Raw genomic sequence first — 24910 nt, 5'->3', positions numbered from 1 at the left:
CAGCAGGTCCTCATTGGAGAAACGTAAGTAATTGGTCCCGGGTGAATGGCCAGTCCAGTTCGGCCCCGGTATCGTTACGGCGCAGCACGGGAATGCGGGTGCCATAGCGTTCAACCAGGGCGTTGGACTGGGCGATGTCCACGACGTCTACCGGAATCGGGGCCGGCATGGGCGTGCTGACCAGAAGCGCCTCGGCCAGTTCGCACAAGTGGCACTGGGATGTGGTGTAGAAAAGCAGTTCCATTTATTGCTTCGGCTGCGCGTCGATCTGCTGCCCGTTAACCCCTTTGCTGTCCCGCCCCATCAGGTAGAGGTACACGGGCATTAACTGGTCGGGATCCGGATTGGTCTTCGGGTCTTCTGCGGGGTAGGCCAGCACTCGCATACCGGTGCGGGTCGCGCCCGGATTCAGGCTGTTTACCCTAATGTTGTGGCGTTCGTCGTCCAGCTCGTCTGCGAGTAACTGCGCCAGGCCTTCAACCGCAAACTTGGAGACCGCGTAGGCGCCCCAATAAGCTCGTGCCTGCCGGCCAACGCCGGAGGAGGTGAAGATCATGGAGGCATCATCGGATTTGCGCAGCAGCGGAATCATCGCCCGGCTCAGCAGGAACGGCGCCGTGGCGTTCACGTGCATAACCTTGTTCCAGGTTTCCGGATCGTACAGCTCAACCGGGCTGCGAGCGCCAAGAATGCCGGCGTTGTGCAGCAAACCGTCCAGGCGGCCAAAGTTGTCTTCCAGGGTCATTGCCAACTCTTCGTAATCTTTCACCGCCGCGCCTTCGAAATTCATCGGTACGATGGCCGGCTGCGGGTGCCCGGCTGCTTCGATTTCATCGTAGACCTCTTCCAGTTTGGCGACGGTGCGCCCCACGAGAATGACGGTCGCGCCGTGAGCGGCGTAAGTCTTGGCGGCAGTGCGGCCGATGCCGCTGCCAGCGCCGGTTACCATGACAATGCGGTCTTTCAAAAGATCGGCGGGTGCCTGGTAATCTTGCATAACCTGTCTCCGTGCTTCGGGCATGATCGGGCCTTGGCTTGCCCGGTCGAATTGACTGGTGGCTAGTATAACAGCTTTGTCAGGTCGCTCACGGTGTCGGCAACCCGGTCGGCTTGCCACAGGTCAATCGTCTCCGGCTGCTCAATGTAGCCGTAGCGCACGGCAATCGTGAACATACCGGCATTCCGGCCGGCTTCAATATCGCGTTCGTGATCGCCCACATAGACAGATTTTATCGGGTCCGCCTGGATTTCCCGACAGGCCAGAAACAATGGCTCCGGATGGGGTTTGCGTTGGCTAACGTGATCCGGGCAGATCAGCGTGGCGCAGCGTTGCTCCAGGCCCAGGGCCTCAATCAGGGGTTGCGCAAAACGCACGGGTTTGTTGGTGACAATGCCCCAGGGGATGCCGCGTTGCTCCAGGCTTTCCAGTATATCGTCCATGCCCGGGAACAGAGTGGTTTCTATTGCAACTCCGGTCTCGTACAGGTCAAGAAAGGCCGTGTGTTTTTCGGCATAACCCTGCTGCTCCGGTTCCAGCCCGAAGCCGATGCGGACCATCGCCCGGGCGCCGTTGGACACCGAGCGCCGGATCTGTTCCCCGGGCAGTGCCGGTAGCCCGTGTTCTTGCCTCAACTGATTCAGGCACCGGATAAAATCCGGCGCGGTATCAATAATGGTGCCGTCGAGGTCGAAGAGCACGGCCTCTGGCATAAAATCAGTGCTCACGGGTATCCCGGGCGTGCATCAGGTAGTTGACGTCGACATCGCGGCCGAGCTTATAGACCTTGGTAATGGGGTTGTAGGTCATGCCAGTCAGTTCAAGTACCTCCAGCCCGGCATGGCGCAGGTGGTCCGACATCTCGGACGGGCGGATAAACTTTTTCCACTCATGAGTGCCTTTGGGCAGGAGGTTCAGCACATACTCGGCTCCGACAATCGCGAACAGGAATGACTTGGGGTTGCGATTGATGGTCGACACGAACATGTGTCCGCGCGGTTTCAGCATTGCGGCGCAAGCACGAATGACCGAGGCGGGGTCTGGAACGTGCTCGAGCATTTCCAGGCAGGTGACAACATCGTACTGGCCGGCGTGTTCCGGGTCTCGGGCCAGCTCTTCGACGGTGGTCTGGCGATAATCGACGTTGGCGCCGGACTCCAGGCAATGAAGCTTGGCCACCGACAGCGGGGCTTCGCCCATGTCGATGCCCGTCACGTGGGCGCCTCTCAATGCCATGGCCTCGGAGAGCAGGCCGCCACCACAGCCGACATCCAGTGCCCGCTTGCCTGCCAGTGACACGCGTTCATCGATGTAGTTCAGGCGCAGGGGATTAATGTCGTGCAGCGGCTTGAATTCGCTGGTCGGGTCCCACCAGCGGCTGGCGAGCGCCTCGAACTTGGCGATCTCATTCTGGTCTACGTTCTGGTTGCTCATGTCGTGGGATACTCCGGATAATCAACTGAGAATCTGTGTGCGCCATTCGTTTACCCGCAGTACCAGGTCTGGCACGTCAATGCGGGTAAGTTTGCCATCCTGTAACTGTGGTACGCCGTGAATCCAACTGTGGCTTACCGCCCGGCCATGGTTGCTGTAGACCAGGTGTGAAGCGGGATCGTAGACCGGCTGCAGATAAGGGTCGCTCAGGTCTACTGCGATCAGGTCGGCCAGCTTGCCCGCCACCAGCGACCCCATGTCGTGGTCCCGTCCCAGGGCCCGGGCACCGCTCAGGGTGGCCATCTCCAGAGCCCGGTGAGCTGATAGCGCGGCGGCATCGCCGGCCACGGCTTTGGCCACCATGGCGGCGGTTTTCAGTTCGCCGAACAGGTCCAGATCGTTGTTACTGGCCGCACCATCGGTACCGATGGTGACATTCACGCCCTGGTCGAGAAGCTGCTGGACGGGGCAGAAACCACTGGCCAGCTTCAGGTTGGATTCGGGGCAGTGGACAACGTGCGCGCCGGATGCTTCCAACTGGGCAAGGTCAGTGTCGTCAATCTGGGTCATGTGCACGCACTGGGTGTTGGGGCCCAGTACGCCCAACTCGGCCATGCGGGCCAGGGGCCGTTTGCCACTGTTTTTGATCGCTTCGGTGACCTCAAAGGCGGTTTCGTGCAGGTGCAGCTGAATGGCGGCGCCGGTTTGCTGGGCCAGTTGCACGGCTGAGGTGAGCGGAGCATCTGACACCGTGTAAGGCGCATGGGGGCCGATAGCGGGCATGATGAAGTCGTCGCCCCGCCATTGTTCAATCAGATCGGCGCCTTTGTGCAGGTAGTCTTCCGGGCCAGAGCCCCAGACCGTTGGCATATCCATCAGGGGGAAGCAGGTCTGTGCCCGCATACCGGTGTCGTGTGCGGCCTGGGCCGTGATTTCCGGAAAGAAGTACATATCGGAAAAGGTAGTGGTGCCGGTGCGCAGCATTTCCGCCATCGCCAGGCGCGTGCCATCGGCGACAAACTGCTCGCTGACAAACCTGCCCTCGGCCGGCCAGATGTGTTCATTCAGCCAGGTCATCAGTGGCAGGTCGTCTGCCATACCCCGGAATAAAGACATGGCGGTGTGGCCATGCAGGTTGATCAACCCGGGTAAGACAACGTGCTGGTGAAGATCAAGGGTTTCCCGGGTGCGGTAGTGCTGATCTGCTTCTGGTTGGGGCAGGATGGCCAGTATGCGACTGCCTTGCAGTATCACGGCCTGATGCTCCAGAACGGTGCCAAAGGGTTCCACGGGAATCAGCCAGCGAGCGTTGATCCGGGTATCGGCTGCGGTAATGGTATCTGCGGTCATCAACCTGCCTTGCGGGTCTGGGGCGCACCGGGCGCCTGGAAGTTCAGGGGCAAGTATAACCAGCGGCGTGAGGCAGAACTACCCCGGCAATCGCCGCAGTGCCGGCATTATCGCGATATGGGGCAGGGCTTTTGGGGTCGAGGCGGTTTATCGGGGCTGATACGCTATACTCGCGTTTTTTCTGGCTACGGAGTTTTTCTATGGCAGGTCGAACATCCCATCGTTCCATAGGCACTGTCGCGATGCGTTGGTACGGAGACAGGCTGGAGTTACTGGACCAGCGCTTGCTTCCTGCCGAGGAGCACTGGGTAGTGGCCGACGGCGCCTCGGGCGTTGCTCAGTGCATCACCGATATGGTAGTGCGGGGGGCGCCGGCTATTGGTATCAGTGCGGCCTATGGCGTGGCATTGGCTGCCCGCCACGCTGGCGGTGGCGACTGGCAGGCCGAGGTCAAGCAGGCTATTCGGGTGCTGGCGAAATCAAGACCCACCGCGGTCAACCTGTTCTGGGCACTGGAACGCATGGAAAAGGTGTTCCACGCCTGCTATTCGCTGGATGAAGCTACCGAGCGGCTGGCGGCTGAAGCCGTGCGTTTGCACGAGGATGATCTGGCGGCCAATCTGGCCATGGCAGATCATGCTCTGGAAGTGATGAACCCCAGGAAACCGATAGCGGTTCTGACTCACTGCAACACCGGCGCTCTGGCCACGGGCGGTTACGGCACGGCCCTGGGTGTGGTGCGCCGTCTGCACGAAGAAAAGCTTCTGAGCCGGGTGTATGCCGACGAAACCCGGCCCTGGCTGCAAGGCAGCCGCTTAACCGCCTGGGAGCTGGCAAAAGATCATATTCCCGTCACTTTGAATGCAGATGGTGCGGCAGCGGCGATCATGGCTGCCGGCAAGATTAAATGGATTGTGGTGGGGGCCGACCGGATAACCGCGAATGGCGATGTGGCTAACAAGATAGGCACCTATAACCTGGCGGTGCTCGCTCGTCATCACAAGATCGGTTTTATGGTGGTAGCACCCTCGAGTACCGTCGACATGGCGCTGAGCTGCGGGGCAGACATCCCCATCGAAGAGCGTGAGGGATCGGAGATTCGGGAGATTCGCGGGATACCGCTGGCACCGGCTGGCGTTCAGGTGTTCAACCCGGTGTTCGACGTTACTCCTGCCAGCCTCATTGACGCCATCGTCACCGAAAAAGGCGTGGTGCGCAATCCCAATATCACCGGGATGCGCGCACTGTTCACCTGACTTTCCGGCCCGGATTGCCGCTGCTTGCCGGCGTGCCCGGCAAGGGTTCGGTTCCGGCTTTCAGTTCCGCCAGTTCCTGCTCCTGTTGCTCGATAAAGTGCAGGGACATCTCAAAGCTCTGGCGGGTGAATTCCAGGACTTTCCGGAAGCCCTCGTCTGACAGGTTCCGGGCATTGTCGTGGCGCCGGAAAATGTTGATAAACTCCCGCTCACGCTCAAACTGAAGCGGAATCCGCCCCACACCCCAGTCGCTCAGAATTTGCCAAACTTCCGGGTTGTAATTCCGGGTAGTGCGCATGATAAAGGGAACGGGGTCGTTTCGGGCGACCAGGGCAGCCAGCCTCAAAATTAGCTCGAAGGACAGGGTGGAGGTGCCATTTTCAATGGCTTCGAGCAGGGATTTGTCTTTGAGGTTCAGAGCCTCGCTCATTTCAGAGAGTGTCAGGCCGGCGACTTCCCGGATATCTCTCAGGGACTGGCCGGCGGTCAGCATGGCCCGGAGCTGATCCTGCGAATTGATCAGTGCCCGGCCCACGCGCAGGGATGTGTCGGTGGCTCGGGCGCCAAGGCGCAGTGCCGAGCCGGTCAGCCCGGCGATGCGCTCCATGACCCCATCCGGGGTTTTGTCTCTCGCCCCCGGAGATTCCAATCCTTCGGCTTCGTCCATGGATTGCATGGCGTGCAGGGCATCCAGCAGCATATCCCGGAACACGAGGGCACGTTGTTGCGTGCCCCGATTGTTATCCGGCGATGGCTGTTCCGTCATGGCTCAGGGCGCCTCAGCTTTTGCCGCGAACTGGGCAGGCATGAGAATGGAGGCCATGCGCTGATCAAGCTCCAGCAGGTCGGCCATGATGTGTCCGCCCTCCTGAATCACGAAATCCAGCTCTTCGTCAGTATTGTCCAGATCCGCGGCCTTTTGGTCCTGCCAGGCTTCGAGGGCGTCCAGGTCATCAAACAACTCTTGCCCCTTCAGCTCCCGCCGCGCGTTGGCAATGGCCAGGCGGGTCCGCTCGATCTGATTATGATGGGTTTTGCGTTTATCAACGTTCAGGCTGACATGGTCCATCTTCCGCTGGTCGCTCAGGAATTCGATTTCCTTCTGCAGCACCTTGAATTCCGGGTTAGTCTCGAAGCGCGCCTCATGGCGCTCACGCAACTCGTCAATCACCCCGGTAAAGTCGAAATAGCGGGCGTGGGGAACGGCTTCAATCTGGTCCCAGGGCAGGGCGTGGTCAAGGGCATCCTCGCCAATGCGGGTTTTATCAATACGGGACGGGATTTCAATATCCGGAATCACCCCTTTGTGCTGGGTTGAGCCACCCGATACCCGGTAGAACTTGGACTGGGTGATTTTCAGTTGGCCATGGTTGAGTGGCCGAACGGCCTGTACCGTGCCTTTTCCGAAGGTTTGGGAGCCCACAACCAGACCACGGCCATAGTCCTGAATGGCGCCGGCAAAAATTTCAGAGGCCGAGGCGCTCATCCGGTTAACCAGCACCACCAGGGGGCCGTCATAAACGACGGAGGGGTCTTCGTCTTCCAACACCTGGACATCGTTGTTGGCGTTTCGAATCTGCACCGTCGGGCCTTCGTCGATAAACAGGCCGACCAGATCGTTGGCCTCATGCAGTGCGCCGCCACCGTTGTTGCGCAGGTCCATCACTACACCGTCCACGCCGCCGTTCTTCAGCTCTTCAATCAGTTTGCGCACATCACGGGTGGTACTTTTGTAATTGGGGTCGCCGGCCTGCATTGCCTGGAAGTCGGCGTAGAAGGTTGGAATGTTGATGACGCCAATCTTGTAGGTTTCGCCCTTCCGGTCCAGTTCGATGACATCTTTACTGGCACTTTGTTCTTCCAGCTTTACTTCGTCCCGTTTGATGGCAATGGTCCGCGTGATCGTCTCGTCACTGGCATTGGCGGGGATGACTTCCAGGGTCACGGTTGAATTGCGCGGGCCGCGAATCAGGTCGACCACTTCGTCCAGGCGCCATCCGATCACATTCATCGGCTTTTCGTCGCCCTGGGCGACAGATACGATCCGGTCAGCCGGTTGTAACTGGCCCTGTTTGGACGCCGGCCCGCCAGGCACCAGGCGCACCACTTTGGTGTATTCGTTGTCTGATTGCAGCACCGCCCCTATGCCCTCCAGGGACAGGCTCATATTGATGTTAAAGTTTTCAGAAGTGCGGGGTGAAAAATAGGATGTGTGTGGATCCCACATTCCGGTAAAGGCGTTCATATACGCCTGGAACGCATCTTCGCTGCGGGCCTGGTAGGCGCGTTTCAGTTGCCCCTCATAACGCCGGCGCAGTGTATCCTCGATGGCCTCGTCATCCGCGCCGTTGAGTCGCTGGGCCAGAACGGCGTTCTTGAGCCTCTTGATCCAGAGGGCATCCAGCGCGGCCTGGTCTGCTTCCCATGGTGCTTCCGAGCGGTCTACCCGCACCTGGTCATCGGCCGTGAAGTCCAGGTTATCAATGCCGGCATCAAGCACACCCAGGGCGAATTTCAATCGCTCGATAACGCGTTGCTGAACCAGATTGTAAATGTCGAAACCCGGTTGCAGTTGGCCGGTTTTCAGTGCTGACCCCAGGTGTTGTTTGACCCCGGAAAGGGCATCGAGGTCTTCCCGGGTCAGATAGATTCGCTGACTGTCGAGGTAGTTCAGGTAGGCATCGAAAACGTCGCCGGACAACTCATCACTGATGCCGAGATTGCGAAAATGGGTGAATTGCAACTGACGCGCAATCAGGATGTTGGCCCGCGCCTGGTCGATCGTGGGGGTAACCGGCTCATACCTGGCGGAGTCGTCGATCTTCGCGTAGGCGCCAGAAACGAGGAGGCCCAGGGCCAGGGCCGTGACTGCGCCTGCTTTCCGGGTAAGGGAAGACAGGGAACGGCGCTGCATGGGATTTTCCGCAATGGTCATAAAGGCATACCTGAAGCTGCTGGGCTCGCCGGCCAATTGCATTGGCGCGAAGTCCCGTGACTGTTCGATTTATTGTAGGCAACCGCTACACCTGTTGCCATAGGTCTGGCGTATGGGTTCGTGACAATATGTCCATATAGCCCCGTCATAAACCTTTGAATCGAGTCTAAGGCCGTGAAAAAGAGGGGGGAGGGAAAGGCGTATAGCTGGCCGGAGGAAGAACCTCCGGCCGGTGGGGTCAGGCAAAGTTTTCGTTGGCTTCAGCTTTCTGAAGCAACAGGGCGGGCGGCGTGAATCGCTCGCCGAAGCGATCGGCCAGTTGGCGCGCCCGTTCCGCAAAGGCGCGAACCCCGTATTGATTCACGAACTGGATGGCACCGCCGGTCCAGGGCGCGTAGCCAATACCGAAGATGCTGCCAATGTTGGCGTCTTCTACTGTTTTAAGTACACCTTCTTCAAGGCAGCGAATCGTCTCGATGGCCTGAATGAACAGAAGGCGGTCTTTGAGATCCCGTAACTCCACATGACGGGCTTTTTCGTGGTCAACAAACAGAGTTTCCAGCTCTGGCCACAGGTACTTTTTCTTTTTTTCCGGATACTCATAGAAACCTGCACCGGCGGCTTTGCCCTTGCGCCCATGGGTGTTGACCATGGTATCGATGACCGCTTCGGCCGGGTGCGGATTCCAGGTGCCCCCCGCCGCTTCGGTGTCTTTCTTGCTCTGGGCGCGGATGTGTTGCATCAGGGTAAGGCTGACTTCATCGGAGATGGTCAATGGCCCCACTGGCATGCCTGCGAGCAAGCCTGCGTTGTCGATGCTGGCGGGGTGGATGCCCTCGGCCAGCATACTGATGCCCTCGTTCACGAACGTACCGAACACCCGTGAGGTGAAGAAGCCGCGGCTGTCGTTGACCACAATGGGGATTTTGCCGATTTGTTGTACGTAGTCGAAGGCACGGGCCAGGGTTTCGTCAGTTGTTTTCTCGCCGACAATGATTTCCACCAGCTGCATTTTGTCCACTGGCGAGAAGAAGTGCAGGCCAATGAAGTTATCGGGCTTGGCTGAGGCCTGCGCAAGCTGGGTAATGGGGATGGTGGAGGTGTTGGAGGCAAAGATCCCGTTGGCAGCCATTTTAGGTTCCGCTTCCCGGGTGACGTTTGCCTTCAGGTCGCTGTCTTCAAAGACCGCTTCGATGATCAGATCGCAGCCTTCCAGATGGTCGGCGGAATCCGTGGCCTGGATGCGGCTCAGGATTTCATCTTTCTTTTCCGAACTCATACGGCCGCGGCTGACTTTTTTGGTCAACAGATTCTCGGAGTAGCTTTTGCCCTTTTCAGCATTCTCGATGGAAACGTCTTTGAGCACCACTTCGATACCACGGCTTGCGGTTGCGTAGGCAATGCCTGCACCCATCATGCCGGCACCCAGCACACCCACTTTTTTGAAGGTCTCTTTTTCCACGCCGCCCGGGCGGCTGCCGCCGGCGTTGATGTCGTTAAGCTGAAACCAGAAAGTTCCGGTCATGTTCTTGGCGACCTGGCCGGTTACCAATTCGGCAAAGTAGCGGGTTTCAATCAGGCTGCCGCTGTCGAAGTCCACCTGAGCCCCCTCCACGGCTGCCGCCAGAATGCGCTCGGGTGCCGGGTAACACCCTCGCGTTTTCTGTTTCAGCATGGCCGGGGCGATGGCCAGTTTCTGTGCCATGGCCGGGTGGTGCGGGGCGCCGCCGGGGAAGCGGAAGCCTTTCTGGTCCCAGGGCTGCTGGCACTTGGGGTTGGCCTCAATGAAGACTCTTGCCTTGGCGATCATGTCGTCCACCGAGCTGGCCAGCTCATCCACGATGCCGGCCTTCAGGGCGGCTTTCGGGTTAACTTTTTTGCCTTCCATCAGGAACGGGAACGCGGCTTCCAGGCCAATCATCCGGGGCAGGCGCTGGGTACCACCACCGCCGGGCAGCAGCCCCAGGGTAACTTCCGGCAAGCCCAGTTGGGTGCGGTCGTCATCCAGGGCCACGCGGTGATGGCAGGCCAGGGCGAGCTCCAGCCCGCCGCCCAGAGCGGTTCCGTTAATGGCAGCTACTACCGGTTTGCCACTGGTTTCCAGCAGGCGCATTTCGGCTTTCAGGCCGTTGACCATGTCTTCGAATTCTTTCGCCTGCGCGCGGGTGACTTTGTAGAGCTCCTTCAGGTCGCCGCCGGCAAAAAAGGTTTTCTTGGCAGACGCCAGGACGATGCCCTTGATGTTTTCCAGGTCCCCTTTGATCTTATTGACAGTTTCAGTGAGGGCCGTGCGGAATTCGCCGTTCATGGTATTGGCAGACTGGCCCGGCATATCGATGGTCAGAGTCAAAATCCGGTCTGAACCCAGGTCGTAATGGATGGCACTCATGGTCGGTTCCTTATATTTGAAAGTAGGGAGTCAGACGCGCTCGATGATGGTGGCAATGCCCATGCCGCCACCCACGCACAGGGTGGCGAGGCCGTAGCGCAATTCGCGGCGTTCCAGTTCATCCATCAGGGTGCCCAGAATCATCGCCCCGGTGGCACCCAGGGGATGGCCCATGGCAATGGCGCCGCCGTTGACGTTCACTTTCTCGTCGGGAACGGACAGTTCTTTCTGAAACCGCATCACCACTGAGGCGAAGGCTTCGTTCACTTCAAACAGGTCGATCTGGTCCGCGGTCATGCCGGCTTTGTCCAGCGCCTTGCGCGCGGCAGGCGCAGGGCCGGTGAGCATGATGGTGGGATCGGTACTGGTCACGGCGGTGGCAACGATGCGGGCGCGGGGCTTCAGGCCGAGTTCCTGACCTTTGGCTTCGCTGCCAATCAGCATGGCCGTTGCGCCATCGACGATGCCCGAGGAGTTGCCGGCGTGGTGTACGTGGTTGATGTTTTCCACGTAGTGGTATTTTTCCCGGGCCACGCCATCAAAGCCCATTTCACCCATCATCTGGAATGACGGTTTCAATCCCGCAAGCGACTCCAGGCTGGTGTTGCCGCGCACGTGTTCGTCACGCTCAAGGATGGCGACACCATTCTGATCCATCACCGGAACGATAGACCTGGAAAAATAGCCCTTTTCCCAGGCGTTGGCGGCTTTTTGCTGGGATTTCACCGCAAAACCGTCAACATCATCGCGGCTGAAACCTTCCAGGGTGGCTATCAGGTCGGCCCCGATGCCTTGCGGCATAAAGCCGGTGTGCAGGTTGGTTTCCGGGTCGGTGGCCCAGGCGCCTCCGTCCGAGCCCATCGGCACGCGCGACATGGCCTCTACGCCACCGGCAACTACCATGTCTTCCCAGCCGGAGCGCACTTTCATGGCGGCCAGGTTGACGGCTTCCAGGCCCGAGGCACAAAAACGGTTCAGGGTGACACCGGCAACTTTTTCATCCCAATCGGCGGCCAGCGCAGCGGTTTTGGCAATATCAGCCCCCTGATCGCCCACGGCAGTAACGCAGCCCATCACGATGTCGTCTACCTGAGCGGTGTCCAGCTGGTTACGATCCTCCAGCGCTTTCAACACAGTTGTCAAAAGGGTAATGGGTTTTACGCTGTGCAGTGAGCCGTCTTTTTTGCCCCGCCCCCGGGGAGTGCGAACGGCATCGAAAATATAGGCCTCGGTGGTCATAGTGGTTCCTCTGATGGTAATCCGGGCTTGTTGGCAAAGAGTGGTTACCATAGCCGGTCTTTATGGTGGCCAGTAATGACAGCCACTGCCAATCCCATTGGCAAAATTGCTCACAGAGCATGACACGGACGGCTGTGGCTTCTATCCTGAAATACAAAGACCATGACACACAGGCAGGTTTGCCCATGTCCCTGAGAGATGCTATCGACAACTTTTACGAGCGGCTGGTGCTGGATGCGATCGATGCAACCCGGGAAGAATCGGATACGGCGGATTATCTGACTGATGTTATGTGCGTTGCTCTGAACCGCTTACCGGCGAGGTATTACCGGCATACCATCGACATGATGTTTTATCTGGCCGATGAAGAATTGAAAGATATGAAAGCAAAATCCCTGGCTGCCGTCAGGCAGGCCAGGGATTTTGTCCGTCAGCATCAGCGGGATTGAGTTGCTATTGCTGCAGATGGCTTTCGAGGGCCTGAACGAGTCGATCCGCGTGCTCGCGGGTGATCCCTTCGTCGCCCGGTTGCAGGCACCATAGCGCGACCAGCTTTTCGAGTTCCTGTGCGGGTTCGCTGTTGTCGCCGTTACCCAGGCCGTCTGCAAGGCGCTGAACCTGGATCTCCATCCGCCTTCCCTGATCGGCTTCGGGCGTTTCCCGGCCGGCGAGAATCTCCGCACGAATGGCCAGGTCCCGGCCAGGCAGTGGCTCCGCGTTTTTGACCAGGCCTTGCCATGCCGAAGGGGTTTGTTCCGGGGCGCCGTCACCGGTAACGCGTTCGTGGACAAGTGTTTTCCAGCTTTCCAGCCTGGCCTGCAGTTTTTTCAGCTGACCCAGTTTCGCCAGGTGGTCCCGAAGTTGTTGGACGTCATCGCGAACCGGGCGGGACAGAGAACCGGCCGCCAGCGTTTTCAATGCGGTTCTGGCTTCCTCAAGTGTCTCATCAGAGGTGCTTGTGTCCAGGTTTCTGTAGCGCTCCAGGGTCGCCTGCGCAGCGGTGTCGGCTTCTTCGGTCGCCTGCTGTTGCGCTGACCGTTGCGCACTGCGCCGCTCGAATATCTGATCGCAGGCATTGCGAAACGCCTGCCAGAGTTTCCGGTCTTCGCGGTGGCGGGTTATGCCGATGCTTTTCCACTCCGATTGCAGGGCCTTGGCCTGATCCATTGCTTCCTGGAGTGGCTCATGGTCAATCAATGCCTCGGCTCGCTCGATGATCGCCTGCTTGGCTGCTTCATTTTTTTGCCGCTCCTCGTCCAGAGGGCGCTCCAGCTTCTTCAGCAGATCGTCGAAGTGCTTTTGCACTTTGCGGTTGTCGCGAAAATCCACCGGCCAGGCGGCTTTCCATTCCTGGCGGGCGGTCTGATGAATGCGTTCTGCGCCTTTCCAGTCGATCGTGCTCCAGTCGGCTTCGGCCAGGAAGTGTTCCAGCTCGTCGCAGATGGCTTGCCGTTTCTGCAGGTGGACCTGCTTCAGATCGGCTTTCGCCTCAAAATAGGCCTTGCAGGGCTCGTAAGCCTGATCGGATGCGGCTTTAAAGCGCTTCCAGAGCACGCGGTCTGAGGAACCGCCAAGTTCACGCCAGTCGTTCTGGAGTTCTTTGATCCGCTCGGCTTTGGCTTCCGGCTCTATAGGCTGCTCCGCCAGGTACTCCATTTGTTCACACAGGGAGACCTGTTTGGGTTCGGTGGCGAACCCTTGCCAGTCGCTCAGTTCCCGGAACTGGCCCGTGAGCAGCTGCATCTTGGCCTGGAACGCTTTTCGATGGTGCCCATCGAGGCCCTGGAGCTGGTGCTGAGCCGTTTTCAGTAACTGGCGGGACTCCCTGAACTGTTTCGCTTCCAGTGCCGTCTCCAGCTTGGGAAGAGTGGTGTTCAGGGCGGCGACCAGCGCCTGTTGCTGTTCTGTATTATCGTTGCCTGAAGGGGCCTTTTTCGGCTTTCCAGCCAGTGCGCTCAGGTTGGAAAGCGTCGGGGGCAAGGGAAAGTCACGGGGCCAGTCCACTTCTTGCAGTATGGCTTTGGCATCGGCTTGCGCGTTATCGGCCTCATCGCTTTCCAGTTCGCTGATTTGCATCCGTACTGCATTCAGGCGCCGAACAGCCGACAGATAATTGCGCAGGGCCAGCATGCTCTGTTCGTACTGTTTCTGCTCATGCTTGTCGACCTGGGTTTCCCGCGTGGCCTCAAGCCAGCGGTTTTCCTGGGTCTTCTGCAGCGCATCGAGAGCGGATTCTGACGGAAGGTCGGTGGAGTCAGAGCCTTTGAGCTGAGCTAGCGTCTGTTGCAAGAGCTCCAGCGTTTCTTGCCTCTGGTGTTTTTGGTCCTGATGTCGCTGTTCTTCCCGGCGTGCGTCCTCAAGCTCTTTTAAACGCTCCCGAATCTGGTGCACTGCGGCGAGAAACTGTTGGGCCTGCCCTGCGGGGGCCTGTGCTTCAACGTCGCGCCAGCGCTCTTGCAGAGCAGTCAGCCGGGCCTCGTAACGTTTGGTGTCTTCGCTCTTCGCCTGCTCTTGTGCCTGGTCGACCAGTTCGTCAATGCGTTGCCGGGTGGCGGCTTCATTGGCCTGTTGTTCTTTCAGGGCCTGAAGCGATTGCTTGACGGCCTGATAAACACTTTTATCCCGGCCTTTTGTCTGTTTGAGCACTTCCTGCAGCTTGTCTTCATCGGTGATGTCTCGGGCTGCGTTCAGGCGGATAGCCGAGGTTACCCCTTGCACCGCCAGGGTTGTCAGCGCTGCTTGTCCGGGGTTGGCGGCAAGCTGGCTCTCTTGCTGCTGGCGAAGTTGTTGCCGTTTATCTGCTTCGGTTGGCTGGTTGGTTTCCTGTTTTCCGGATGCCTTCTGGCTCTCGAGAGAGACGGTTTTGCGTTTCTTGAACAATTTCTGAATGAATGCAGCCATAAACGGTATCCTTTGGATTGCAACCAGTTTGCGGTGACGGCAGAGTATCCGCCCTCCGGCCCGATCCGGGTTGTGGTATCGGGTAGTGTGTTTTCGGGGATTCCCCGGGACGCCAAGTCTATCGTCTTGCAAGTCATTGCGGAAAGGGCCTGTATGGTAAAAGATCGAAAACAGGAAGATCCGGAATACCAGGCGCGCGCCATTGCCCTGCGTTTACTGGCGCGTCGCGAGCACAGCCGGTACGAGTTAGCGCTGAAATTGAGGCAACGGAAGATTGAGCCTGCGGTTTTCAATCCGGTATTGGACGACTATGAGCAGGAAGGCTGGCTGGATGACAGCCGGTTTGCGGATATTTATGCTCGTCAGAGAATGGAAGCGGGCTACGGGCCGCTGAAAATTCTGGCGGATCTACAACAGCGTGGTGTCAATCAGGCGCCAGAGGGTGTGTCAGCGCTGACAGAAGAGGAGTGGTGTCTTCGGGCTCTGCAGGCCCGGGAAAAACGCTTCGGGCTCGGGAATGTTGAGAATGATTTGCCGGAAAAGCTGCGCCAGACCCGGTTTCTGGCCCGGCGCGGCTTTTCCGCTTCGCAGTGCGACTATGCGGTGAGGGCCCGGCAAGAGGCGCTTTGACTTACAGCGTGGGAGGGATCAATCGCAATTCCGGGGGCAGGTCAGCCCGCAGATCTGGTTGGGGCGTTGAAGCCGCAGTGTCTTGACCTTCTGAGCCTTCATCAAGCCAGGTGAGGCCGTCTTCAGGCCCTGATGCCGGCACGGCGTCCGGCTCGGTAACCCGGACCAGAACGTCGTAGTACCGGCGAATATTCTGAACATACACAACGGGTTCGTGCCCCCGTGCATAGCCAAAGCGGGTCTTGGTATACCACTCTTTCTGGGCCAGCAAGGGTAGAAACTCTTTTACATCCATCCATCGGTCCGGGTCTTTTCCAGCGGACTGGGCGAGGCGCCTGGCATCTTCCAGGTGGCCAAAGCCCACGTTATAGGAGGCCAGAGCGAACCAGGTGCGATCCGGCTCCGGAATTCTGTCAGGGATACGTTTATGCACCATTCGGAAATATCGTGAGCCCCCCTCAATGCTTTCTTCAGCATCCAGGCGGTTGTTGATGCCGATGTATTTGGCTGTTGTGCGGGTAAGCATCATCAGGCCACGGACACCCGTCGGAGACACCGCATTCGGGCGCCAGTGGGATTCCTGGTAGCCAATGGCCGCCAGCAATCGCCAGTCCATTCCCGACTCTTTCGCATAGTCCTTGAACAGCGATTGATAACGCGGAAGCCGGTTTTCAACGTGGTGCATAAAGGTGCGGGCGCCCACGTAGTTGAGCCTGTCCAGGTGGCCGTAAAAACGCTCGGCTAACTGTGCGATGGTACCGTTGTCCTGCATTTTTTCCATAAAGCCCCGGGCCGCCTGTACCAGGGTTTTATCCTGCTCTGGCGGGAACAGCCATACGAGATCCTGGGGCTCGTTCAGTGCGAACGCTTCGTAGACCTTGGGGAAGAACACGTGATTCAGATCGAGTTCATTCGAGGCGATCGCGGCGTAATGGATCTCGCCACTTTCAACCCGGGAGAGCAGGCCGGCGGCATCTAGGCCCGGGTGTTTCTGAATAATCGGGCCGGGCGCCGTTGCATTATTGTCGAGGAGGTGTTCGTGGTTGCTGTCGGCCAGCATATGGACGGTTTCAGACGATAAATCGTCTATCGTCTCCGGTGCTGGAGCTTCCTTGTGATAGACAATAACCGATTGTGCGGAAACGCCGACGGGGACCGCGCGGTAAGGATGTTCAAAATCCGGCCGTTGGGTAAGGCCTGCCAGCCCGATGTGCGCATAGTTTCTGGATAAGACCGAGAGTATTTCGGAGTTGTCCTCGGCGACGCGAACACGGAGCTCAACGCCCAACTCGTCGGCGAACAGTTGCGCGAGTTCAAAATCGTACCCGGTTTGTTCGTCCTTGGCCTGGTAATAGATTGAGGGTGCGACCCGGGTGATCACATGAAGGACACCCTCCTGTTTGACTTCCTGAAGAGTCGTGGGCCTGGAGCAGCCGGCGAGTATGACGATGGCCGGAGCCATGGCCAGCCAGGCCAGCTGATTCCGGAACATTTTGCTCAATAGTGACAAATCCCTGCCTCCGCTACACGCCCAATGGTCAGGATGGTTCGGGAGATTGCTCCCGCGTTCCTGCTTTTGATGCTACCCGCGCTCCTTGCGAGACTTTAATCATCCCTGTTGGCCGACAGCGGGTCAATTGCTCCGGTTAATTGTCGTGCAAAAGAATGTCAATTTTACGGGGCGGAAAGAGTCCAGCTTACGCTGTAACCTTATGTCGGTTTCAAGTATGATTGCGGCCTTTCAGACGACCCCCGATTCTTCGCGCGATACAGGTTGATATCATGCTTGAACTTCGCGGCGCGCCAGCGCTCTCGCCCTTTCGTTCCCGCAAACTGCATTCCCGTATACAGGAAATGGTTCCGGGTGTAGACCATGTGTATGCCGAGTTCATGCACTTTGTAGATCTTGATGCCGGTTTGTCCGATTCGGAACAGGCCATCCTGGACCGCCTTCTGACCTACGGACCAAGCGTGCCGGCGGAAGAGGCCGACGGTATTCTGTTTTTGGTGGTTCCGCGCCCGGGCACGCTGTCGCCCTGGTCCAGTAAGGCAACCGACATTGCCAGAAATTGCGGACTCCGGCAGATTCGCCGCATTGAGCGGGGTATTGCCTTTTACGTCAAGGCGGCGAAAAAACTGGGCCTTGAGCAGCGCGAGCAGATTGCGGCGCTGCTTCACGACCGTATGACCCAGAAAGTGTTTCACGAGATGGGCGGAGCGGAATTGCTCTTTAGCCATGAAGAGCCGCGTTCCCTTGGGCGCGTGCCGGTGCTCTCCGGCGGCCGGAATGCGCTGGCACAGGCAAACACCCGTCTAGGGCTCGCCCTCGCAGATGATGAAATTGACTATCTGGTGAAGTCATTTGTGGGTCTTGAGCGTGACCCCACCGATGTCGAATTGATGATGTTTGCACAGGCAAACTCTGAACATTGCCGCCACAAGATTTTCAACGCGTCGTGGGACATCGATGGTGAGGGGCAGGAAAAATCGCTGTTTGCGATGATCCGCAATACCTTCGAAATGAATAGTGAAGGTGTGCTTTCCGCCTATAAAGACAACGCATCGGTTATTGCCGGTAGCGAAGCGGGCCGGTTCTTTCCGAGCCCGGAATCCGGCGTTTATGGTTATCACCAGGAACCGATTCACATCCTGATGAAGGTGGAAACCCACAACCACCCCACTGCAATTTCTCCGTTTTCCGGTGCCGCAACCGGGTCTGGCGGTGAAATCCGGGATGAAGGTGCAACTGGCCGCGGCTCCAAACCCAAAGCGGGCCTAAGCGGTTTTACGGTATCCAACCTGAACATTCCCGGCGACGAGCAACCCTGGGAATTCGGGTACGGCAAGCCGGATAGAATTGCGTCTCCGCTCGACATTATGATTGAGGGCCCCATTGGCGGGGCGGCGTTCAATAACGAATTTGGGCGCCCGAACCTCGCCGGCTACTTCCGGACGTTCGAGGAAAAAGTGCCGGGGGCAGCTGGCGAGGAGGTTCGCGGTTACCACAAGCCGATCATGATTGCCGGGGGGCTGGGCAATATTCGTGAGGAGCACGTTGAGAAGGGCAATATTCCGGTTGGCGCCAAGCTGATTGTGCTCGGTGGCCCGTCCATGCTGATTGGTCTCGGCGGCGGTGCTGCGTCTTCCATGGACTCGGGTTCCAGTAACGAAAATCTGGATTTTGCTTCGGTGCAGCGGGATAACCCGGAAATGGAGCGCCGTTGTCAGGAGGTTATCGATCGCTGCTGGCAGATGGGTGACGATAACCCGATTTGCTTCATTCACGATGTGGGTGCTGGCGGTTTGTCCAATGCCATGCCCGAGTTGGTGAAAGACGGCGGTCGCGGTGGCAAGTTCGAGCTGCGGGACATTCCCAGTGATGAACCGGGTATGTCACCACTTGAGATCTGGTGTAACGAATCCCAGGAACGTTACGTGATGGCGGTGGCGCCGGAGAATCTCGACCGCTTTGATGCCCTGTGTCGTCGGGAGCGTTGCCCATATGCCGTTATTGGCGAGGCAACCGAGTCGCACCACCTGGAGTTGGGCGATTCTTATTTCAACGACAAACCTGTGGACCTGCCGATGGACGTACTCTTCGGCAAACCACCGCGTATGCATCGCAGTGTCAGCCGCTCCTCATTTACCAAGCCGATTTTCGATTCCACCAAAATTGATCTTGGCGATGCCGTGCGTCGGGTTCTGAGATTGCCTTCGGTTGGCTCCAAAAGTTTCCTGATCACCATTGGTGACCGCACGATTACCGGCCTGGTAGCCCGGGATCAGATGGTGGGGCCGTGGCAAGTGCCGGTCAGTGATGTGGCTGTAACCGCCGCTTCGTTTGATACGCTCACCGGCGAGGCCATGGCCATGGGTGAGCGTACACCGCTGGCAGTCATTGATGCTCCGGCCTCAGGCCGTATGGCTGTCGGGGAAACCATTACCAACCTGGCGGCAGCACCTGTTGCCAGGTTGTCTGATATCCGCCTGTCCGCGAACTGGATGGCCGCTGCCGGTCATCCCGGAGAGGATGAAAACCTCTACGAAACCGTTCGCGCAGTTGGTATGGAGTTGTGTCCGGCGCTGGGGATTACGATCCCGGTGGGTAAAGACTCCATGTCCATGAAAACCGCCTGGGAAGAAGATAGTGGCGAGCAGAAAAGTGTAACGGCGCCATTGTCACTGATCGTCAGTGGCTTTGCGCCGGTTACGGATGTTGCCCGCACACTGACCCCCCAGTTGCGCAGGGACGCCGGCGAAACCGATCTGATTCTGGTGGACCTGGCTGCAGGTCAGAACCGTCTGGGCGGTTCGGCCCTGGCGCAGGTTTACCGCCAGGTGGGGGCGGTGGCTCCGGATCTGGACGACCCGGAGGACATCAAGGCGTTCTTTGCTGTTATCCAGGGGCTGAACAGTGACAGCAAGTTGCTGGCTTATCACGACCGGTCCGATGGTGGTCTGTTCGTGACTCTGGCTGAGATGAGTTTTGCCGGCCGAGCAGGTGTTGATATCAAGCTCGACGGTCTGGCGGAGGATTCTTCCCAGTTTGCGCGCGAACTGTTCAACGAGGAACTGGGCGCGGTCATCCAGGTTCGTCGCGAAGACACGGATTTCGTGCTGCAGCAATTCTCCGGGGCAGGGCTGGGCGACCACACCAGTGTGATTGGCACGCTGAACGACAAGGATCGGGTTCGTCTGTTCTTTGGTGGTGAGCCCGTGCTGGATGAGACCCGTACAGAGTTGCAGCGCCTCTGGGCTGAAACCAGCTACCGTATCCAGTCTTTGCGGGATAACGCCGACTGCGCGGCCGAAGAGTTCGAAAATCTGCTGGATGACACAAACCCCGGTCTCAATGCCGAGCTTACGTTTGACCTCAACGAGGATGTAGCGGCTCCGTTCATCAATACCGGCAAGCGGCCCAGGGTTGCCGTGTTACGTGAGCAGGGTGTCAACGGCCAGGTTGAAATGGCGGCGGCCTTTGATCGGGCCGGCTTTGAGGCTGCAGACGTTCACATGAGCGATCTGTTGTCGGGGCGTGTCAGTCTGGAGAAGTTTCAGAGCCTTGTGGCCTGTGGCGGCTTCTCTTACGGTGATGTATTGGGGGCCGGCGAAGGTTGGGCGAAATCTATATTGTTCAACGATCGGGTTCGGGATCAATTTGCTGCGTTCTTCAATCGCCAGGACACACTGGCCCTTGGGGTGTGCAATGGCTGTCAGATGCTGTCCAACCTGCATGAGTTGATTCCGGGCAGTGAAGGCTGGCCGCGATTCGTCCGAAATCAATCGGAACAGTTTGAAGCCAGGTTGGTTATGGTTGAGGTTGCCGCTTCGCCCTCTGCGTTCATGGATGGCATGGCAGGCTCGCGTATGCCGATTGCGGTTGCCCATGGCGAAGGTCGGGTTGAGTTTGCAGCGGGTACTTCTGCAGATACGCTCTCGGATAGTGAGCTGGTTGCGCTGCGCTACGTTGATAATCGTGGTCAGGAAACCATGCGGTATCCATACAACCCCAACGGTTCTGAATCCGGTATTACCGGCATTACGACCCGTGATGGTCGGGTGACGATTATGATGCCTCATCCGGAGCGGGTGTTCCGGGCTGCGCAGCATTCGTGGCGACCTGACAGCTGGCAGGAAGATGGCCCTTGGCTGAGAATGTTCCGGAACGCCAGAAAATGGTTCGGTTGATTCTCTGAACCGCGGCTTACGGAAGCCGGTCTTCAGTCTCTGTTAATCGGAGAAAGAGGGCCGGCTTTTTTTATGGGGTATGGAGTGGCCGTAGCGTTTGAGTGTCAACCCTATTTCATCCGATATCTTTGCAAAATAATCTTGAAATATGTCAGTTCGGGGCTTGACTCAATAACTTTATGCACATTCTGATAGCGACTTTGTTTGTTCTGTGAACAAATGTTGTGAGCTCGGTTCAGTTTTTGTTTGGCCTTCATAACCTGTTGATTATAAACGATATAAAAAGGCGGGTGAAAATGTCGTCAATTTAAGGTCAGGTCAGTATTCATGGGGGCTGTGGGACGATTCCCAGAAACTTTCCCCAGAGTTATCCACAGAATCTGTGAGTAAGTTGAAAATCATGAATGCCAGCCAGTAGCTGGCCGAACCGGGAGGGTTTTATGTACAAAATCTGCTATTTCGTACCGGCGAGTCATCTGGAACAAACGAAGCAGGCACTGTTCGATGCGGGGGCCGGAAAAATGGGCGACTACGACCATTGCGCCTGGCAATGTGAAGGCCAGGGTCAGTTTCGGCCTTTAGCCGGGAGCGACCCTTTTTTGGGTGAGCGGGGTCAGTTGGAGACAGTGCGGGAATACAAAGTGGAGCTGGTGTGTGAGGATCATCTGATAGGCGATGCGCTCAGTGCCATGAAGCGGGCACATCCATACGAAGAGCCGGCCTATGAAGTTATAAGGCTGGTCGATCTTTAACAAGCCGCCAGCCTTACCAGTCTACTTGCCCATGGGGTGGCGTACATCGTCCACGTGGACGCCGAACTGCTCTTTCTCCAGATCTGAGAGAAAGAGTTCGAGGGTTTTGCGCACGGTGGGAAAAGAAATCTCGCTCCACGGAATATCATCGGGAGAGAATAATCTGGATTCCAGAGATTCCTCACCAACCCCAAACTGACCATCTTTCAGGCTGGCGCGATAGAACATATGTACCTGGTTGATATGGGGTACATCGATAATGGAGTAAAGCCCCTGGATGTCGACCTCGGCGAGTGCTTCTTCCCGGGTTTCCCGGGCGGCAGCTTCAATCGTGGTTTCGGCATTTTCCATAAAACCTGCCGGTAGCGTCCAATATCCGTACCGCGGCTCGATAGCGCGCCGGCAAAGCAGGATCTGCCCCGCCCATACGGAGACTGTGCCGGCGACAATTCTTGGATTCTGGTAGTGTATTGTTTCGCAGCTAACGCACACGTACCGGTGTCGATTGTCACCTTCCGGAATGCGTTGTTCGACCGTGTGGCCGCAAGTGCTGCAATACTTCATGAGTTTCCCCGTATACTGAGTGTCTGTTGGTATTCAGTTTAACGATCCCGGCTGCCTGTGTCTCATCGAAAATCAGGATTCCACTGGAGTAGCGAGTGCGAGACCTATTAAGAGAAAAGCTTACCAATTACGCCCCGCGGCAGCTGGCACTGGACTATCCCGAGGCGGGTATTCTGGTGCCGGTGACAGATAACGCGGAAAACCCCGAGATGGTTTTCACGCTCAGGTCCGCCAATCTGAAAACCCACCGTGGTCAGGTATCTTATCCGGGTGGGAAGCGAGATCCGGAAGACTCTTCTCTTGTGGCCACTGCTTTGCGCGAAACCCACGAAGAAATTGGCTTGCCGCCCGATCAGGTACAGGTGATTTCCCCGTTGGGGCAAGTGATGTCGCGCTACGGCATATTGGTTACACCATACGTGGGTGTGGTTCCGGACGATCACCCCGTTGTGCCTAACCCCCACGAAATCGAAAGCGTGTTTCGCGTGCCATTATCCTTTTTTCTCGAAGATCGGCGGGAACGTACCGATGCGCTTCACTTTCTGAACCATACCTTTTATGTACCTTGCTATCGTTGGGAGCGCTATCAGATCTGGGGGTTGTCTGCGGTGGTTCTGGTTGACTTTCTGAACGCCGTGTACGATGCCCGAATCGACTTGCTCCAACCACCTCAAGGAGACTGATATGTTTTATGAGCTCGAAGGTAAGCGCCCCCAGTTGATTGGCGACGGGCAGTTTACTGCTCACAATGCGGTTATTATCGGAAATGTCCACCTGCAGGAAAAAAGCAGTATCTGGTACAACGTGGTGATTCGCGGCGACAATGACCGCATCACCGTTGGCCCGGAGTCCAATATTCAGGATGGGTCTGTTTTACACACCGACCCGGGGCTGCCTTTAACCGTGGGGCGCGGTGTTACCGTTGGCCATAAAGTGATGCTGCACGGTTGTGATATCGGCGACTATTCATTAATTGGCATAAATGCGGTCGTCCTGAATGGCGCAAAAATTGGCAAGCATTGCCTGATCGGCGCCAATACCCTGATCCCGGAAGGTATGGAGATACCGGATGGATCAATGGTTGTCGGATCACCCGGCAAGATCAAACGGGAACTCAACGAGGCTCAGAAGAAAATGCTTGAAATGAGTGCGGCGCACTATGTCCAGAATGCTGCCCGTTACACACAGAGCTTTCAGTCCTGTGAGCCGGAGAAGCAATGAGCAGAGCCGACCGGGTACGTTCACCTTGCGTTAGCGTATGCGCATTGGATGAAAACGATGTATGTATTGGTTGCCATCGTTCAGGCGAGGAAATCTTTCGCTGGACGCAAATGACCGATGAGGAACGCCGACAGGTTCTGAAGCAGGTCGCAATACGTGAACAAAAGGTAGCGCTTTGACATGACCGATCTTGGTAAAAGCAATGTAAGGCTGGGTACACCTCTGAAGGGTAATGCTTTTCGAGTGTTATTTTGCGGGTCCGGCGAGCTGGGCAAGGAAGTCGTTATTGAGTTGCAGCGATTTGGTGTCGAGGTAATCGCGGTCGACCGTTATGCGAACGCCCCGGCCATGCAGGTAGCTCATCGTGCTCATGTCATCGATATGTTGGATCCAATGGCGCTTCGGGCTGTTATAGAGGAAGAGCGCCCCAACCTGATCGTTCCGGAAATCGAGGCAATAGCAACGGCGGAACTGGTGAGCCTCGAGCAGGAGGGATACCAGGTTATTCCCAGCGCTCGGGCGGTTGATCTCACGATGAACCGTGAAGGTATAAGACGGCTGGCGGCAGAAACGTTGAATGTGCCCACGTCGCCTTATCGTTTTGCGGCAACGCGCAGTGAGTATCTGGACTCCGTTCGCCAAATCGGTTTGCCCCTGGTGGTCAAACCGGTGATGAGTTCTTCCGGTAAAGGGCAGAGCACAGTCACGTCTGAAGCTGACATCGACCGTGCCTGGGAATATGCCCAGACCGGCGGGCGGGCTGGAAAAGGACGGGTGATTGTCGAGGGGTTTGTGGATTTCGACTATGAAATCACGCTACTGACAGCCCGGCATAAAGGAGGGGTTACCTTCTGTGCTCCCATAGGCCACAGGCAGGAGGACGGGGATTACCGTGAATCCTGGCAGCCTCAGCCAATGAGTGCCCTTGCACTGGAGCGCTCCAGGGAGATAGCCCGCGCGGTCGTGGACAATCTCGGTGGCTTTGGCATCTTCGGCGTCGAGCTTTTCGTGAAGGGCGATCAGGTCTGGTTTTCGGAGGTGTCACCGCGCCCGCACGACACCGGCCTGGTGACCCTGGTGTCTCAGGATCTGTCAGAGTTCGCTATTCATGCCCGCGCCATTCTTGGTATTCCTATTCCGCAGGTTACCCAGAGAGGCCCGGCGGCATCGGCCGTTATCCTGCCGGAGGGTGAGTCCGGAGAAGTTGCATTTAGTGGTTTGGCCGAAGCCCTTGCAGAGCCTGGGACTGAACTGCGTTTATTCGGTAAGCCAGAACTGAAAGGGCGCAGGCGAATGGGGGTTGCGCTTGCTCTTGGTGAATCGGTGGAGTCTGCAAGGCAGACAGCCAGGGCTTCAGCGGAAGCGGTAAACGTGGAGCTTTGATGGTGATACCCGGAATATGGCCGAATCGGCGCATATTGCGGGTGATTTTTAAACGACTTGAGTGTAATCTGATCAATCGCATAGGTGGAAACCGAAGTCATCGAAAATAAGTTGGAAACGGTCGTTGACAGGTTCGGTGAGGTCTGTAGAATGCGCATCTCTTTCGAGGGG

The 24910-nt window shown here is 57.5% G+C and carries 21 protein-coding genes; 9 read left to right on the top strand and 12 right to left on the bottom strand.

Annotated elements, in window-relative coordinates:
• Positions 1-10: 10 nt before the first annotated feature.
• The 5 genes from ACP2AU_RS12050 to ACP2AU_RS12030 all read right to left on the bottom strand — a co-directional run bounded on the left by ACP2AU_RS12050 (position 11) and on the right by ACP2AU_RS12030 (position 3781).
• Entirely contained in the window at positions 11-244 is a 234-nt protein-coding gene (locus ACP2AU_RS12050; RefSeq protein WP_426376448.1) for a glutaredoxin family protein, read from the bottom strand.
• Complete coding sequence (locus tag ACP2AU_RS12045; protein ID WP_426376447.1) at positions 245-997, bottom strand: YciK family oxidoreductase; 753 nt, start codon at positions 995-997, stop codon at positions 245-247.
• A 62-nt stretch (positions 998-1059) separates the two neighbouring features.
• Entirely contained in the window at positions 1060-1710 is a 651-nt protein-coding gene (gph, locus tag ACP2AU_RS12040; RefSeq protein WP_426376516.1) for a phosphoglycolate phosphatase, read from the bottom strand.
• A gap of 4 nt (positions 1711-1714) precedes the next feature.
• Complete coding sequence (ubiG, locus tag ACP2AU_RS12035) at positions 1715-2431, bottom strand: bifunctional 2-polyprenyl-6-hydroxyphenol methylase/3-demethylubiquinol 3-O-methyltransferase UbiG (protein ID WP_426376446.1); 717 nt, start codon at positions 2429-2431, stop codon at positions 1715-1717.
• 21 nt (positions 2432-2452) lie between these two features.
• Complete coding sequence (locus tag ACP2AU_RS12030; protein WP_426376445.1) at positions 2453-3781, bottom strand: TRZ/ATZ family hydrolase; 1329 nt, start codon at positions 3779-3781, stop codon at positions 2453-2455.
• A 200-nt stretch (positions 3782-3981) separates the two neighbouring features.
• Between ACP2AU_RS12030 and mtnA the strand changes: the two genes are divergently transcribed.
• Complete coding sequence (gene mtnA, locus ACP2AU_RS12025; protein ID WP_426376444.1) at positions 3982-5037, top strand: S-methyl-5-thioribose-1-phosphate isomerase; 1056 nt, start codon at positions 3982-3984, stop codon at positions 5035-5037.
• On the opposite strand, the gene ACP2AU_RS12020 is transcribed toward mtnA, so the two are convergent.
• The 4 genes from ACP2AU_RS12020 to ACP2AU_RS12005 form a co-directional block, all read right to left on the bottom strand.
• Entirely contained in the window at positions 5030-5803 is a 774-nt protein-coding gene (locus ACP2AU_RS12020; RefSeq protein WP_426376443.1) for a helix-turn-helix domain-containing protein, read from the bottom strand. The two genes, mtnA and ACP2AU_RS12020, sit on opposite strands and share 8 nt — an antisense overlap.
• Positions 5804-5806: 3 nt before the next feature.
• Positions 5807-7972: a carboxy terminal-processing peptidase gene (locus ACP2AU_RS12015; protein ID WP_426376442.1), complete on the bottom strand. Its 2166-nt coding sequence runs from the start codon at positions 7970-7972 to the stop codon at positions 5807-5809.
• A gap of 238 nt (positions 7973-8210) precedes the next feature.
• Positions 8211-10361 (bottom strand): 3-hydroxyacyl-CoA dehydrogenase NAD-binding domain-containing protein, encoded by a 2151-nt coding sequence (locus tag ACP2AU_RS12010; protein WP_426376441.1) that lies wholly within the window; start codon positions 10359-10361, stop codon positions 8211-8213.
• Between the two features lie 30 nt (positions 10362-10391).
• The gene (locus ACP2AU_RS12005) at positions 10392-11600 is read right to left on the bottom strand and encodes an acetyl-CoA C-acetyltransferase (RefSeq protein WP_426376440.1); all 1209 of its coding nucleotides are present in this window, start codon (positions 11598-11600) and stop codon (positions 10392-10394) included.
• A gap of 185 nt (positions 11601-11785) precedes the next feature.
• On the opposite strand from ACP2AU_RS12005, the gene ACP2AU_RS12000 reads away from it, so the two are divergent.
• Positions 11786-12049 carry a late competence development ComFB family protein gene (locus ACP2AU_RS12000; protein ID WP_426376439.1) on the top strand — a complete coding sequence of 88 codons (264 nt, stop codon included), beginning with the start codon at positions 11786-11788 and terminating at the stop codon, positions 12047-12049.
• 4 nt (positions 12050-12053) lie between these two features.
• Here ACP2AU_RS12000 and ACP2AU_RS11995 read toward each other — a convergent pair whose 3' ends face one another.
• Positions 12054-14501: a DUF349 domain-containing protein gene (locus ACP2AU_RS11995; protein WP_426376438.1), complete on the bottom strand. Its 2448-nt coding sequence runs from the start codon at positions 14499-14501 to the stop codon at positions 12054-12056.
• A 153-nt stretch (positions 14502-14654) separates the two neighbouring features.
• Here ACP2AU_RS11995 and ACP2AU_RS11990 point away from each other — a divergent pair, with 153 nt between their 5' ends.
• Positions 14655-15131 carry a regulatory protein RecX gene (locus ACP2AU_RS11990; RefSeq protein ID WP_426376437.1) on the top strand — a complete coding sequence of 159 codons (477 nt, stop codon included), beginning with the start codon at positions 14655-14657 and terminating at the stop codon, positions 15129-15131.
• Position 15132: 1 nt separating this feature from the next.
• Here the strand turns inward: ACP2AU_RS11990 and mltF are convergent, their stop codons facing one another.
• Positions 15133-16593, bottom strand: a complete 1461-nt coding sequence (gene mltF, locus ACP2AU_RS11985) for a membrane-bound lytic murein transglycosylase MltF (RefSeq protein ID WP_426376515.1) — start codon at positions 16591-16593, stop codon at positions 15133-15135.
• 320 nt (positions 16594-16913) lie between these two features.
• On the opposite strand from mltF, the gene purL reads away from it, so the two are divergent.
• Together purL and ACP2AU_RS11975 are read left to right on the top strand one after the other, a co-directional pair.
• On the top strand, positions 16914-20819 hold the full coding sequence (gene purL / locus ACP2AU_RS11980; protein WP_426376436.1) for a phosphoribosylformylglycinamidine synthase: 3906 nt from the start codon (positions 16914-16916) through the stop codon (positions 20817-20819).
• A gap of 440 nt (positions 20820-21259) precedes the next feature.
• Positions 21260-21571, top strand: a complete 312-nt coding sequence (locus ACP2AU_RS11975; protein ID WP_426376435.1) for an NGG1p interacting factor NIF3 — start codon at positions 21260-21262, stop codon at positions 21569-21571.
• A gap of 21 nt (positions 21572-21592) precedes the next feature.
• Here ACP2AU_RS11975 and ACP2AU_RS11970 read toward each other — a convergent pair whose 3' ends face one another.
• Positions 21593-22135, bottom strand: coding sequence for an NUDIX hydrolase (locus ACP2AU_RS11970; RefSeq protein WP_426376434.1), 543 nt, complete (start codon positions 22133-22135; stop codon positions 21593-21595).
• 95 nt (positions 22136-22230) lie between these two features.
• Here ACP2AU_RS11970 and ACP2AU_RS11965 point away from each other — a divergent pair, with 95 nt between their 5' ends.
• Genes ACP2AU_RS11965 through purT form a run of 4 tightly spaced genes read left to right on the top strand, consistent with a single transcriptional unit; the run spans position 22231 to position 24739 of the window.
• Complete coding sequence (locus ACP2AU_RS11965) at positions 22231-22818, top strand: NUDIX hydrolase (protein ID WP_426376433.1); 588 nt, start codon at positions 22231-22233, stop codon at positions 22816-22818.
• A 1-nt stretch (position 22819) separates the two neighbouring features.
• On the top strand, positions 22820-23356 hold the full coding sequence (locus tag ACP2AU_RS11960; RefSeq protein WP_426376432.1) for a gamma carbonic anhydrase family protein: 537 nt from the start codon (positions 22820-22822) through the stop codon (positions 23354-23356).
• The gene (locus ACP2AU_RS11955) at positions 23353-23535 is read left to right on the top strand and encodes a DUF1289 domain-containing protein (protein WP_426376431.1); all 183 of its coding nucleotides are present in this window, start codon (positions 23353-23355) and stop codon (positions 23533-23535) included. Before ACP2AU_RS11960 ends, ACP2AU_RS11955 begins: the two co-directional genes overlap by 4 nt.
• Position 23536: 1 nt before the next feature.
• Positions 23537-24739, top strand: coding sequence for a formate-dependent phosphoribosylglycinamide formyltransferase (purT, locus tag ACP2AU_RS11950; RefSeq protein WP_426376430.1), 1203 nt, complete (start codon positions 23537-23539; stop codon positions 24737-24739).
• The last annotated feature ends 171 nt before the right edge of the window (positions 24740-24910 follow it).

The sequence above is a fragment of the Marinobacter sp. VGCF2001 genome, from assembly GCF_049943275.1.
Taxonomy (GTDB): domain Bacteria; phylum Pseudomonadota; class Gammaproteobacteria; order Pseudomonadales; family Oleiphilaceae; genus Marinobacter.
Note: the sequence above shows the minus strand (reverse complement) of the source record. Positions and strands in the feature narration are given on the sequence as shown.